This is a genomic window from Saccharopolyspora thermophila (assembly GCF_014646075.1).
GTDB lineage: Bacteria > Actinomycetota > Actinomycetes > Mycobacteriales > Pseudonocardiaceae > Saccharopolyspora > Saccharopolyspora thermophila.
The window spans coordinates 39,997-52,236 of sequence record NZ_BMMT01000006.1; the positions used below are offsets into that span (position 1 = coordinate 39,997).

The following is a 12,240-nucleotide window of genomic DNA, read 5'->3' on the forward strand; positions in this document are numbered from 1 at the left end:
CGGTCAGGAGCGGTACAGGTCTGTCAGGAGGGTGACCACGTCGGGGGTCGCGGGGTGGTGGTCTTCTCGCCACCAGATCACACGGACCGGGACCGGGTCCACGTCGCGGAGGGGGCGGAAGACCACTCCTTTTCGAGGGTACTGGTGGACCGTGCTCTCGGTCGTGATGCCGATTCCGCGGCCTGCTTCGATGAGCGTCAGCCAGTCGTCGATCTCCTGAATGTGCTCGACCTCCGGGCGGCTTTCCGGGGGCCACAAATCCGTTGTCGTCGTGCCGCTGCGGCGGTCGATGAGCAGGGTGCGTTCGCTGATGTCACCCAGGCGGACGAATCGGCGGCGGGCCCACGGATCGTCCGCCGCCATCGCGCAGAACCTGCGCTCCAGGCCCACCACCGCGCTGGCGAAGCGCCGCTCGTCCACCGGCGTGCGCACCACCGCGAGGTCGCAGGCGCCCTCGGCAAGGCCGCCGGTGGCGGAGTTCGTCCGCACCAGGCGGAGTTCCACGTCGGGATGCAGGTCCGCCCAGCGGCGCTGGAACGTCGCCGTGTGCCGCCCCACCGCCGACCAGGCATAGCCCAGGCGCAGCCGGGTGTGGCCGGTCGTTGCCTCCCGGACGAGGTCCTCGGCCTCCGCCAGCAGGCGACGCGCCCGGCGCACGACCTGCGCGCCCACGGCCGTGGGCGCGACCTCGCGGCTGGTGCGGCGCAGTAGGCGCACACCCAGCGACGCCTCCAACGAGGCCAGGGTGCGGGAGACCGCGGCCTGGGACACGCCGAGGTCGATGGCGGCGTCGGTGAACGTGCCCGCGTCGACGATCGCCACGAGGCACCGCAGCTGCCGCAACTCCACATCCATGGGGTCAGCGTACGACCGCGAAACCATGATCGAACACGATCGCTGCACGGGACTCATGCCTGCGCCACGCCGAAGACGTTGGCTCTGTCAGGCTGGTTGGGACACGGTGCTGTGGATCTCCGCGTGGAGCACGTCCGGCCGGTTGGTGATGATGCCGTCGACGCCCCGGTCGAGCAACGTCCGCATCGTGGCCGGGTCGTCGACAGTGTACGGGTTGGTCCGCATGCCGTGCCGGTGTACGGCGGCGACGTACTCCGCGGTGGTTGCGGAGAAGTGCGGGTTGACCTGGTTCGAGTAGGTGGCCACCTCGGCGAGCTGGTCCAGGGTCGGCGCGCCGAGCACACCCACCCGCACCTGCGGCAGCAGGCCGTGGAGGTGGCGGATGAACGCCCAGTCGAAGCTCTGCACCACCAGGCGCCGTTCCGCCGGGTCGGGCTGCACCCACCAGGGCCACCGCGCCAGCTCGTCGGCGATGCGCTCGGCCACACCCGGGTACCGCGCGGGCTCCTTGGCCTCCAGCAGCAGGCCGGAGCGGCTGCGTTCCAGCACGTCCAGCACCTCGGCCAGGGTCGGGACCGGCTCACCCGCGAAGCGCGGGTCGAACCAGGAACCGGCGTCGAGCGTACGGATCTCGACGAGGGTGAAGTCCGCGATCCGCCACGGCGCACGGTCCGGGAACTTCTGCGCCACGTCGGTGGTGCGCGCCAGCGTGGTGTCGTGCACGACGACCAACTGGCCGTCCTTGGTCTGCTGCACGTCGACCTCGACGAGGTCCGCCTTCATCTCCACGCCCCACCGCACCGCGGCCAGGGTGTTCTCCGGAGCGTACGCGGAGGCCCCGCGGTGCGCGATGGTGGCGACCTCGGCGGGCGCGATGGTCCCGGCGTGGACCGCCGGTGCGGCGGCGGCCGAAGCCAGCAACGCCGTTGCGGCGGCAACGGCGACCCGGTTCAGCATGGGTGTCCCCTCGGCAGCTTTGTCCGGAAATGACGGAACGAGGCTGCTCAGCTCCGGTGTCCCGGACCTGATCACGAGCGGACCGGGTGGTGTCGCGGACGTGAATCCTTGCGACATTGCCCCCGGCGTCGGTTCGAGCCGGATTCGACGAGTCGATGACCACTGCGGTCGCCCGCCCTCGTGGGGCTGGACTCACCTGATCGGGTCGGCCGGGGGTGGAAGCTATCGTGCTGGCGTCTGCCCGATCAGCCGATCGGGCGCGGAACGTGGAGCTGCGGCGGGTGGGGCTTTCCGCCCGTCCGAGCCGAGGCGGGTTTCCCGCAGAACACCGAGGAAGTGCGATGAGCAAACTGACCGTGGTCGCCGAGCGCACCGTCTCCGCGCCGGTCGACGCCGTGCGGGAGTTCGTGGCCGACTACGCCGAAAGCAGGCCCAAGATCCTGACCGAACGCTTCCGCGAGTACCAGGTGCTCGAAGGCGGCGTTGGGGCGGGGACCGTGGCGCGGTGGAAGCTGCAGGCGACGTCGAAGCGCGTCCGCGACGTTGCGGCCGAGGTGACCCAGCCGGACCCTGGGACCCTGGTGGAGACCGACCGCAACTCCAGCATGGTGACGACCTGGACGGTGCGCGAGGACGCCGGTGGCAGCGTGGTCCGGGTCGAGACCACGTGGCAGGGCGCGTCCGGGATCGGCGGTTTCTTCGAGCGGATCTTCGCACCCGCCGGGCTGAAGCGCATCTACGGTGACGTGCTGAACAAGCTCGCCGACGTCGTGGAGGAGCAGTAGCGGTCCCCGCCCGGCCGCACCGGCGGCCGGGCCCGCCCTCCGGCATCGGCCACCACTGGGCGCTGGGCACCGCCGAGCCGAACGCCACGCGGTCACTGACCTTCGCGGCCTCGACCTCGTCCATCACCCCGCGGAACGTCGGCTGGCCCACCCGCGCGATCGGCGACGACGAAACCAGCCTCCGCACAACTCGTCGGGGTTTAGGTTCGGGGCATGGCAGACACGCAGTTCCAGGGCAGGGCAGTGATCGTCACCGGCGGTGGCACCGGCATCGGCCGGGTCACCGCGCGGGCCTTCGCCGAGCAGGGGGCGGACGTGCTGGTGGTCGGGCGCACCGAGGCCCGGCTCGCCGAGACCGCCGCCGGCGCACCGCGGATCCGGACGCTGGTGGCCGACATCTCGGCCCCCGGGACCGCCGACACCGTGGTGGGCACCGCGGTGGAGCTCTTCGGCCGGGTCGACGTGCTGGTCAACAACGCGGCGGTGGCGCGGCAGGCGCCGCTCGGGCAGGTCGAGCGGGCCGCCGCCGAGGAGATGTTCGCGGTGAACCTGCTCGCCCCGGTGCTGCTCACCCAGGCCGCCACCGACCACCTGGCCGAGACCGGTGGCGTCGTCGTCAACGTCAGCACGTCGACCGGGCAGCGCGGTTGGCCGGTGCCCGCTACCGCGTTCTACGCCGCGATGAAGACGGCGCTGGAGTCACTGACCCGCACCTGGGCGGTGGAACTCGCCCCGCGCGGGGTGCGGGTGGTGGCCGTGGCACCGGGGCCGATCGCCACCCCGATCGCCCAGGACCAGGGCCTGGACATCGAGCGGATCGAAGCCGTGCGGCGCGCCCTGACCGAGCACGTGCCGCTGCGCCGCCTCGGCACCCCCGAGGAGGTCGCCTTCTGGATCGTGCAGCTCGCCCGGCCGGAAGCGGGCTTCACCACCGGGCTCGTGCTCCCGGTGGACGGCGGGGCGGCGGTGGGCTGACCGGGCGGCGTCGCACGGATCGCGGAACTGGCGGACAACCACCGGTACCACCGACCGCCACCTGCGACCACTGTGGACACCCGGGGAGCCCGCGGTTGGCGCCGAGGACCGGGAAGACGATGCGGTGCAGGCGGGCGCCGGCTGGCCAGGACGGCCGACCCGGCGTCCGCCGCGACGTCCGCTGCCCGAGCCGCCCGTTGACCGGCGCATGGACGGCGGTCGGCACCGTTGGGTACCGTGGGGAACTAATCGGAAGATCTCCTTCCAGTTGAACCCGAGGGGGAACCGTGGCCCACCGCTTCCCAACGCCCGGACTCGCCCCTCGTCGCAACCCAGGGCAAGTGGAGGACGAACCGACATGCACGTGAGCGTGGACGAGGACAGGTGCTGCGGATCGGGCCAGTGCGTGCTCGTGGCCCCGGCGGTGTTCGACCAGCGCGATGACGACGGCGTGGTGGTCCTGCTCGACGCCGAGCCGCCCGTGCAGGTCCACGCCGCCGTTCGCGATGCGGCCGCGGTGTGCCCGGCGGCCGCCATCACGGTGAGCGAGGAAGCGTGAGCGCGCCCTCGAGCGTTCTCGTCGTGGGCGCGTCCGCCGCCGGGCTGACCACGGCCGAAGCCCTGCGGCGCGGGGGTTTCCGGGGCACGCTGACCCTGCTCGGCGCGGAGGTCCACGCGCCGTACGACCGGCCGCCGCTGTCCAAGCAGATCCTGTCCGGCAGGTGGGAGGCGGAGCGGGCGCGGCTGCGACCCGATACCGCACTGTCCTCTTTGGATGCGCATTTCGTCCTCGGCGACGCCGCGGTGTCGCTCGACGCCGCGACCCGCGAGGTCACCACCGCGTCCGGCCGGGTGCTGCGCGCCGATGCGGTGGTGATCGCCACCGGTCTGCAGCCCCGCACCCTGCCCGGGCAGGAGGACCTGGCCGGGGTGCACGTGCTGCGGACCCTCGACGACGCGCTGGCGCTGCGCGAGGACCTGCTCGCGGCCGACGCGGTGGTGGTCGTCGGCGATGGCGTGCTCGGCGCGGAGATCGCCGCCACCGCACGGGGCCTCGGCGCGCAGGTCACCCTGGTCGGCCCGCAGGCCGCGCCGATGGCCGCCCAGCTCGGCCCGCTGGTCGCCGGGGCGCTCGCCGAGCTCCACGCCGACAACGGGGTGCGGCTGCGGCTCGGCGTCGGCGTCAGCGGTCTGGTCGGGCAGGCCGGGCGGGTCACCGGTGTGCGGCTGGCCGACGGCCGCGTGGTGCCCGCGGACGTGGTCGTGGTGGCCGTCGGCGCGGCCCCGGCGACCGGCTGGCTGGCGGGCAGCGGGCTCACCGTGGCGGACGGGGTGGTGTGCGACTCGCGCTGCCGGGCAGCGGACGGCATCTACGCCGTCGGCGACGTCGCGCGCTGGCACCACGAGGGCCTGGGCACCGCGCTGCGTCTGGAGAACCGCACCAACGCCACCGAGCAGGCGTTCGCCGTCGCGGCCACCATCCTTGGCGAGGACCGGCCCTACGCGCCGGTCCCCTACTTCTGGACCGACCAGTTCGACGCCCGGATCCAGGTGCACGGCCGGGTCACCGCGGCCGCGGACGTGACCGTCGTGGATGGCGATCCGGCGCAGCGCCGGTTCGTCGCGCTGTGCCGCGAAGGCGGTCGGGTCACCGCCGTCCTCGGGTGGAACATGGCCAAGCAGGCCCGGCTGCACCGCCAGCACATCGGCACCGCAGGCCCCGAACCGGTGCCGGGAGGAGCGAAGCCCTGAGCGCGATAGAACCGGGGATTGCACATTTGCCCAGAGTGGGGAATCCCAACGCGGGCGGAACCCCAAGGCGGGCGTGTGAACTCGGGTGGCGTCACCCCGCGCATCGCCCTGCGGCGTGCCGGGTCACTGCCAGACGGCGATGCTGCGGCGGACCGGTACCGAGCCGGAGTTCGAGGCGAACAGTTCCGGGGAGCGCTCGCGAATCTGCTCGATGTCATCGAAGACCGCTCGCAGGTGAGCTCGCAGGAGGCGACGGGCCTGTGCCACGTCGCCCGAGACGAGGCTGTCGAGGACCGCTTCGTGCTGGTCGATGAAGACCTGCGGCGGGGTGGCGTCCTGCAGGCCGAGGCGGCGGGCCCGGTCCAGGTGGCCCTTCGCCGCCACCACCGTCGGCCAGGCGCTCTCGTGTCCGCCCAGGCGCAGCAGGCCCTGGTGGAACGCCTCGTCCAGGCGGAAGAAGTCGGCCAAATCGCCCGCCGCCTGCCGCTGTTGAGCCAGGTTGTCCCGCAGCTCCGCCACGACCTCCGGGTCGGGGGCCGGTCCGACGTCCTCCAGTGAGGCCAGCTCCACCGCCTCCCGGAGGAACTGGGCGTCGGCGACCTTGCGCGGGTCCACCCGGGACACGAACGACCCGATCTTCGGGAAGATCTGCACGAAACCCTCCTGCGACAGCAGGATCAGGCCCTCGCGCACCGGCGTCCGGGACACTCCCAGCGACGCCGCGAGCTCGTTCTCCGACAGCGGCGCACCCGGCGGGTACTCCAGCGTGACCACCTTGTGGCGGAGCGTCTCGTACACGGCGCGCCGGTTGGTGCGCTTGCTGCTGTCGGGCATGACCGCATCTTAGCCAGCCTTGACCTCGATTGCCTACAAGTGCTTGTATACCAGTCCTGTACGGCAGTGATCGGCACCTGCCAACGCCGCCACGCGGCGTCGAGCGGAAGCGAAGGAGCTGGAGTTCGTGAGCGTGATCGAGCGCGCCGAGGTCTTCGTCTGCTCGCCGGGCCGCAACTTCGTCACCCTGCGGATCACCACGTCCGACGGGGTCACCGGCCTCGGCGACGCCACGCTCAACGGCCGCGAGCTCGCCGTCGCCGGCTACCTGCGCGACCACGTGGCGCCGCTGCTGGTGGGCCGCGACCCGGCGCGGATCGAGGACATGTGGCAGTACCTGTACCGGGGCGCGTACTGGCGGCGCGGCCCGGTCACCATGACGGCCATCGCGGCCGTGGACACGGCACTGTGGGACATCAAGGGCAAGGTCGCCGGCCTCCCCCTCTACCAGCTGCTCGGCGGCCGGTCCCGGGACGGCGTCCTGGTGTACGCGCACGCCAGCGGCACCGACGTGCCCGCGCTGCTCGACGACGTGGCCCGGCTGCGCGACCTCGGTTAGTCGGCGATCCGGGCACAGGCCGCCGTGCCGGGCATCGGCGGCACCTACGGGGTGCGTAAGGGCACCGGTGCCTACGAGCCCGCCGCCACCGCGCTGCCCGACGAACAGGTGTGGTCCACCGAGGCGTACCTGGACCACGCACCGAAGTACCTGCGGGCCGTCCGCGAGCGGTTCGGCTTCGACTTCCACCTGCTGCACGACGTGCACCACCGGCTCACCCCGATCGAGGCCGCGCGCTTCGGCAAGGAGGTCGAGGAATGCCGGCTGTTCTGGATGGAGGACCCGACCCCGGCCGAGGACCAGGAGTCGTTCCGGCTGATCCGGCAGCACACCACCACCCCGATCGCGGTCGGCGAGGCGTTGAGCTCCATCTGGGACGTGCAGCGCCTGATCACTGAGCAGCTCATCGACTACGTGCGCTGCACCGTGGTGCACGCCGGGGGAATCACGCACCTGCGACGGATCTTCGACCTCGCGGCGCTGCACCAGGTGCGGACCGGGTCACACGGAGCCACCGACCTCTCGCCGGTGACCCTGGCCGCGGCCGTGCACGTCGACACGGCGGTGCCCAACTTCGGCATCCAGGAGTACATGGCGCACGCGGAGGTCACCGGCGAGGTCTTCCGCAGCGGCGTGCGGTACCGGGACGGGATGCTGCACGTGGGCGAGCAACCGGGGCTGGGCGTGGAGTTCGACGAGCAGGCGGCGTCCCGCTTCCCGTACGAGGCCCGTTACCTGCCCGTCGCCCGCCGCCTCGACGGTTCCGTCCACGACTGGTGATCTGGAGCGACCCGTGACCGCACCACGCCTGGACCGCACCACCGCGGCCCGACTGCCGGCTGACGCGCGCCCCCGGGTGGACCCGGGCGAGCTCCGCCCCAGGGTCGTCCACTTCGGACTCGGCGCGTTCCATCGGGCGCACCAGGCCGTCTACACCGAGACCGCCGCGGCGGCCACCGGCGAGCCCTGGGGGATCGTCGCGGTCGCACCGCGGTCCGAGGGCCCCGTGACGGCGCTGCGCGAGCAGGACCTCCTGTACTCGGTGACCGACCGGGAGCCCGGTGCGCAGCGCACCCGCGTGGTGGGCGCGTTCGCCGACGCCCTCCGCATGGGCCCGGACGCCGCACACCTCACCGAACTCCTCGCCGGCGAGGAGGTTTCGGTGGTGACGATGACCATCACGGAGAAGGCGTACTGTCGCCGCCCCGACACCGGCGCGTTGGACCTCGACGCGCCCGGCATCGCCGCGGACCTGGCCGCGACCGCCGTCGACGGCGCGCCGTTGGGCACCGTGATCGGTCGGCTCGCCGCCTGCCTGGTGGCCCGCCACCGCGCCTCGGCCGCACCGATCTCGGTGGTGTGCTGCGACAACATGACCGGCAACGGTGCGGCGCTCGCCGCCGCGGTGACCGGGTTCGTCGCCGCCTCGGCGTGGCCGGACCGGGCGGCGGTGCTGGACTGGATGGCCGGCAGCGTCACCTTCCCCGCCACGGTCGTGGACCGCATCGTTCCGGCCGTCACGCGGCAGGAACGCGATGCCGCCCGCGCCGCGCTCGGCCTTCGCGACGAGATGGCCGTGTTCGGCGAGCCGTACCGGCAGTGGGTGCTCGAAGACGCGTTCGCCGCACCACGTCCCCGCTGGGAGCTCGACGGCGCGTTGTTCGTCCCCGACGTGGCGCCCTACCAGCTGATGAAGCTGCGGCTGCTCAACGGCGCGCACTCGGCCCTCGCCTACCTCGGCCTGGCCGCGGGCTGCCGGACGGTCGCCGACGTGCTCGCCACCGGCTGGGGCGAGCGCCTGGTCCGCCGCTTCGGCAGCGAGGTGGCGACCACGCTGCCCGGCGCGGGCCTGGACCATCAGTCCTAACCTCGGCGACCTCGTCGAACGCTTCAGCAACCCCGCGATGCACCACCTGCTCCGGCAGATCGGCTCCGACGGTTCGCTGAAGATCCCGGAGCGGTGGCTGGGCCCGCTGCGGGAACTCCGGAGCGCGGGCAGCACCGCGCCGATGCTGGAACTCGCGCTCGCCGGGTGGATCAACGCGACGCGACCGGCCACCGGCGGTGGGCAGTGGTTCGGCACCACCGACCCGGCTTCCGCGCGCCTCGCCGACTGCTGGGCGACACCCGGCGGACCGCGGGCCGTGGTCGCCGCGCTGCTGCGCGCGGTGGGCGCCGCCGACCTCGCCGACGACGAGCAGCTGCTGACCGCGGTGGCCGACCGGCTCCCCGCGGTCGAAGCAGGCCGGATCGACCTTGAGAACCCGGTCCCCGACGGGACCACACCAGTCCGCTGCTGCGGGTGCAAAGGAGCACGCGATGACGCGCAACGGGTCGACCACCGCACCGGGGGTCGCCAACAGAACGACCGGTGACCTCGCCAGAGCCGCCGTCTCGGGGTGGCTGGGCACCGCCATGGAGTTCATGGACTTCCAGCTGTACTCGCTGGCGGCGGCGATCGTCTTCAACGAGATCTTCTTCCCCAACGTCAGCCCCGCCATCGGGTTGATCGCCGCGATGGGCACCTACGGCGTCGGCTACGTGGCTCGCCTGGTGGGCGCCATCTACTTCGGGCGGATGGGCGACCGCGTCGGCCGCAAGAAGGTCCTGTTTCTCACCATCGCCCTGATGGGCGGCTCCACCACGCTGATCGGCGTGCTGCCGACCTATCAGCAGATCGGCATCCTCGCGCCAGTGCTGCTCGTCGCGCTGCGGCTGGTGCAGGGCTTCGGTGCGGGCGCCGAGCTCGCCGGGGCCACCACCATGCTCGCCGAGTACGCGCCGGTGCGCCGTCGCGGCCTGATCGCCTCGCTGGTGAGCCTCGGCACGAACTCCGGAACCCTGGCGGCGTCCGCGCTGTGGGCGGTGCTGCTCGCGGTGCTGTCCGAGGAGCAGCTGCTGTCGTGGGGCTGGCGGCTGCCGTTCCTGCTCAGCTTCGCGCTGATGGTCTTCGCGGTGTGGCTGCGCCGGAACCTCAGGGAGAGCCCCGTCTTCGAGCAGCGCGCGGACGTGGCCGGCGGGGTGGCGCTGTCCCGCGAGGAGCTGCGCGCCAAGGCCGACGCGGGCGAGGGGCTGGAAGCCGCGCTGCACCAGCGCAAGGGCCGGGCGTTCCTGGTGGCTCTGGGCCTGCGGTTCGGGCAGGCCGGGAACTCCGGGCTGGTGCAGACCTTCCTGCTGGGCTACATCGCGACGTTCCTGCTGATGGACCGCGCCGTGGGCACCAACGCGATCATGTACGGCTCGCTACTGGGGTTCGCCACCGTGCCGCTGGTGGGCATGCTCGGCGACCGCTTCGGCCGCCGCCCGATCTACCTCGCGCTGACCGCGGCCACGGCCGTCCTGGCATTCCCGATGATGGCGCTGATCGCCAGCGGCAGCGTCGTCGCGCTGACCCTGGCGATGGTGGTCGGGCTCAACATCGGCGTGCTGGCGCTGTTCTCGCTGGAAAGCGTGACGATGGCCGAGCTGTTCGGCGCGCGCACCCGGTTCACTCAGCTCGGCCTGGCCAAGGAGCTCGGCGGGATCCTCGCGACGGCGACCGGCCCGGTGCTGGCCGCGACGTTCACCGAGCTCACCGGTCACTGGTGGCCGATCGCCGCGATGCTCGTGGTCTACTCGCTCATCACCCTGGTGTCCGCGGTGGTCTCCCCGGAGGTCCGCGGCCGGGATCTGGTCCGACTGGAGGATGCTGCATGAAGGCAGTCGTCGTGCACGGAGCGGGAGACCTGCGAGTCGAGCAGCGCCCGGATCCCCGGCCCGCCCCGGGCGAGGTGCTGGTCGCCATGGAGTGGGGCGGGATCTGCGGATCCGACCTGTCGTACTGGAAGCACGGGTCGACCGGGACCGCGGTGCTGCGTCACCCCATGGTGCTGGGCCACGAGGTCGCCGGGCGGATCCGCGAGCTCGGTGCCGGGGTGACGGGTCTGGAGCCGGGCCAGCCGGTGACGTTCCATCCGGCCAAGCTGGTCGGTCCGCTGCCGGAGCACCTCGCCGGGCGCAGCAACCTGCATCCGGAGGTGCGCTATTTCGGCTCGGCGGCGTCCGATCCGCACACCGACGGCGGGTTCTGCGAGCTGAAGGCGGTCCCGGTCGACCAGGTCCGGCCGCTGCCCGGTGGGGTGAGCACCCGGCACGGGGCGGTCGCCGAACCGCTCGCGGTCGCCCTGCACGCGGTGCGTCGGGCGGGGGACGTGCGCGGGCGCACCGTGCTGGTCAACGGGTGCGGCGCGATCGGGTCGCTGGTGGTGGCCGCGGCGAAGTTCGCCGGGGCCGGTGCGGTGATCGCCGCGGACGTCCGCGCGGCTTCGCTGGACGTGGCGCGCGCCATGGGCGCCGACCGCACCGTCAACGTGGGATCGGATGAGCTGCTGCCCGCGGACGCCGACATCTCGTTCGAGGCGTCCGGGGTGACGCGGGCGCTGGGGTCGGTGCTGCGCGCGACCGCCAAGGGCGGCACCGTCGTCCAGGTCGGTAACCTCCCCGGGACCGACGCGCCGGCTGCGCTCGGCGACCTGGTCACCAGGGAACTGACCTGGATCGGGTCCTACCGGTTCGCGGAGGAGATCGACGACGCCATCGCGGCGCTCGCCGAAGGTTTGGACGTGGGGCCGCTGATCACGCACACCTTCGGCATCGACGAGGCGGAGCAGGCGATGCGGGTCGCCGCCGATCCCGGGGCCGGCAGCGGCAAGGTGCTGCTGCGCCTCGGCGGCTGACCGCGGCGAACAGGTGGGCGGAACTCGCCCGCGGAGTTCCGCACGCGCGTCCGCCCGGAGGTGACCGGCGCGTTCATCTGGCGTCCTCTGTGGACGCCGAGGGCTGTCGATCTTCACGGCGCGTGGCCGCTCATCCCGCGGGGTGACCACCGGTCGGGTTCTCGGACATCGACTGGGGAGGCCCGACGCCGCGGATACGCAGAACGGGTTCCGCAGACAGCTCTCAGACCGGCTCGACCACCACGTCGGCGGACACGACACCGGTCGAGGCGACGACCCGCTTCGGCCGGCGCATGCCCCACGGGCCGCGCGGCGCCAGCGCGTCGACCGGAACCCGGCAGGCCCGCCCGCCCACCACCGGCGCGGGCATGGTCTCGTGCGCGTCGAAGTCGATCTCGTTGGACACAGTCGTCTCCCCGAATGAGACTTGATCCTTGAACGCGAGCGGGCGCGCGGCGTTCCGCCGCGGCCCTTCCCAGTGTGGCCCGTCGCGCCCGAACCCGCGCAACCGGGGGGCGGTTGACGCTTCCACCAGCGGTGATGCCGGCGGGCTCAGCGGCGCGGCAGCAGCGGGCCGGAGTCGGTCAGCACGGTGTCGGCGCTGCTCACGCGATCGCCCCACCAGCGCCGCCGGGCGCATCGCCGAGAGCCTGCACCTGCGCACCGGCGGCACCGAGGGCCGCCGGAGCTACCGCAACCCGCTGGCCCGCCGCCGCGACACCCTCGCCTTCCTGGACGACACCGTCGAGTCCGCGCTCGCACTGGCTGCCGAATCCTGACCGCGGCACCGCACCCACGAACCAGTCCC

General features: G+C 72.8%; 13 protein-coding genes and 1 pseudogene. 10 read left to right on the forward strand and 4 right to left on the reverse strand.

All coding sequences use genetic code 11. From position 1 onward, the window contains the following. Positions 1 to 3: 3 nt before the first annotated feature. Positions 4 to 855, reverse strand: coding sequence for a LysR family transcriptional regulator (locus tag IEY17_RS10575; RefSeq protein WP_188987166.1), 852 nt, complete (start codon positions 853 to 855; stop codon positions 4 to 6). An 87-nt stretch (positions 856 to 942) separates the two neighbouring features. Next, on the reverse strand, positions 943 to 1,812 hold the full coding sequence (locus IEY17_RS10580; RefSeq protein WP_188987167.1) for a glycerophosphodiester phosphodiesterase: 870 nt from the start codon (positions 1,810 to 1,812) through the stop codon (positions 943 to 945). A 341-nt stretch (positions 1,813 to 2,153) separates the two neighbouring features. Between IEY17_RS10580 and IEY17_RS10585 the strand changes: the two genes are divergently transcribed. The 4 genes from IEY17_RS10585 (at position 2,154) to IEY17_RS10600 (ending at position 5,324) form a co-directional block, all read left to right on the forward strand. Next, on the forward strand, positions 2,154 to 2,597 hold the full coding sequence (locus IEY17_RS10585; protein WP_188987168.1) for an SRPBCC family protein: 444 nt from the start codon (positions 2,154 to 2,156) through the stop codon (positions 2,595 to 2,597). A 213-nt stretch (positions 2,598 to 2,810) separates the two neighbouring features. Then, positions 2,811 to 3,572, forward strand: a complete 762-nt coding sequence (locus tag IEY17_RS10590) for an SDR family NAD(P)-dependent oxidoreductase (protein ID WP_188987169.1) — start codon at positions 2,811 to 2,813, stop codon at positions 3,570 to 3,572. Between the two features lie 358 nt (positions 3,573 to 3,930). After that, the gene (locus tag IEY17_RS10595; protein WP_188987170.1) at positions 3,931 to 4,131 is read left to right on the forward strand and encodes a ferredoxin; all 201 of its coding nucleotides are present in this window, start codon (positions 3,931 to 3,933) and stop codon (positions 4,129 to 4,131) included. After that, positions 4,128 to 5,324, forward strand: coding sequence for an NAD(P)/FAD-dependent oxidoreductase (locus IEY17_RS10600; RefSeq protein WP_188987171.1), 1,197 nt, complete (start codon positions 4,128 to 4,130; stop codon positions 5,322 to 5,324). The genes IEY17_RS10595 and IEY17_RS10600 overlap by 4 nt, the downstream gene beginning before the upstream one ends. Before the next feature lie 123 nt (positions 5,325 to 5,447). Here the strand turns inward: IEY17_RS10600 and IEY17_RS10605 are convergent, their stop codons facing one another. Further along, a complete protein-coding gene (locus IEY17_RS10605) occupies positions 5,448 to 6,158 on the reverse strand; it encodes a GntR family transcriptional regulator (RefSeq protein WP_188987172.1) in 711 nt (236 codons plus the stop codon). A gap of 127 nt (positions 6,159 to 6,285) precedes the next feature. Here IEY17_RS10605 and manD point away from each other — a divergent pair. From manD to IEY17_RS10625, 5 genes and pseudogenes are all read left to right on the forward strand, one after another. Then, positions 6,286 to 7,497 (forward strand): annotated as a pseudogene (gene manD / locus IEY17_RS10610) (D-mannonate dehydratase ManD). A gap of 13 nt (positions 7,498 to 7,510) precedes the next feature. After that, positions 7,511 to 8,584 (forward strand): mannitol dehydrogenase family protein, encoded by a 1,074-nt coding sequence (locus IEY17_RS25775; protein ID WP_268240321.1) that lies wholly within the window; start codon positions 7,511 to 7,513, stop codon positions 8,582 to 8,584. 37 nt (positions 8,585 to 8,621) lie between these two features. Continuing rightward, positions 8,622 to 9,092, forward strand: coding sequence for a mannitol dehydrogenase family protein (locus tag IEY17_RS25780; protein WP_268240322.1), 471 nt, complete (start codon positions 8,622 to 8,624; stop codon positions 9,090 to 9,092). Further along, on the forward strand, positions 9,037 to 10,413 hold the full coding sequence (locus IEY17_RS10620) for an MFS transporter (RefSeq protein WP_188987173.1): 1,377 nt from the start codon (positions 9,037 to 9,039) through the stop codon (positions 10,411 to 10,413). The genes IEY17_RS25780 and IEY17_RS10620 overlap by 56 nt, the downstream gene beginning before the upstream one ends. Further along, positions 10,410 to 11,432 carry an L-idonate 5-dehydrogenase gene (locus IEY17_RS10625; RefSeq protein WP_188987174.1) on the forward strand — a complete coding sequence of 341 codons (1,023 nt, stop codon included), beginning with the start codon at positions 10,410 to 10,412 and terminating at the stop codon, positions 11,430 to 11,432. The genes IEY17_RS10620 and IEY17_RS10625 overlap by 4 nt, the downstream gene beginning before the upstream one ends. A 223-nt stretch (positions 11,433 to 11,655) precedes the next feature. Here IEY17_RS10625 and IEY17_RS10630 read toward each other — a convergent pair whose 3' ends face one another. Next, complete coding sequence (locus IEY17_RS10630) at positions 11,656 to 11,838, reverse strand: hypothetical protein (RefSeq protein ID WP_188987175.1); 183 nt, start codon at positions 11,836 to 11,838, stop codon at positions 11,656 to 11,658. A 28-nt stretch (positions 11,839 to 11,866) separates the two neighbouring features. Here IEY17_RS10630 and IEY17_RS10635 point away from each other — a divergent pair, with 28 nt between their 5' ends. Next, positions 11,867 to 12,211 carry a hypothetical protein gene (locus IEY17_RS10635; protein ID WP_188987176.1) on the forward strand — a complete coding sequence of 115 codons (345 nt, stop codon included), beginning with the start codon at positions 11,867 to 11,869 and terminating at the stop codon, positions 12,209 to 12,211. Positions 12,212 to 12,240 lie beyond the last annotated feature (29 nt).

What these genes read in the sequence shown, in the direction of transcription:
- IEY17_RS10575 (WP_188987166.1), bottom strand. Translation starts at nt 855, where the DNA reads ATGGATGTGGAGTTGCGGCAGCTGCGGTGCCTCGTGGCGATCGTCGAC.
- IEY17_RS10580 (WP_188987167.1), bottom strand. Translation starts at nt 1,812, where the DNA reads ATGCTGAACCGGGTCGCCGTTGCCGCCGCAACGGCGTTGCTGGCTTCG.
- IEY17_RS10585 (WP_188987168.1), top strand. Translation starts at nt 2,154, where the DNA reads ATGAGCAAACTGACCGTGGTCGCCGAGCGCACCGTCTCCGCGCCGGTC.
- IEY17_RS10590 (WP_188987169.1), top strand. Translation starts at nt 2,811, where the DNA reads ATGGCAGACACGCAGTTCCAGGGCAGGGCAGTGATCGTCACCGGCGGT.
- IEY17_RS10595 (WP_188987170.1), top strand. Translation starts at nt 3,931, where the DNA reads ATGCACGTGAGCGTGGACGAGGACAGGTGCTGCGGATCGGGCCAGTGC.
- IEY17_RS10605 (WP_188987172.1), bottom strand. Translation starts at nt 6,158, where the DNA reads ATGCCCGACAGCAGCAAGCGCACCAACCGGCGCGCCGTGTACGAGACG.
- IEY17_RS25780 (WP_268240322.1), top strand. Translation starts at nt 8,622, where the DNA reads ATGCACCACCTGCTCCGGCAGATCGGCTCCGACGGTTCGCTGAAGATC.
- IEY17_RS10620 (WP_188987173.1), top strand. Translation starts at nt 9,037, where the DNA reads ATGACGCGCAACGGGTCGACCACCGCACCGGGGGTCGCCAACAGAACG.
- IEY17_RS10625 (WP_188987174.1), top strand. Translation starts at nt 10,410, where the DNA reads ATGAAGGCAGTCGTCGTGCACGGAGCGGGAGACCTGCGAGTCGAGCAG.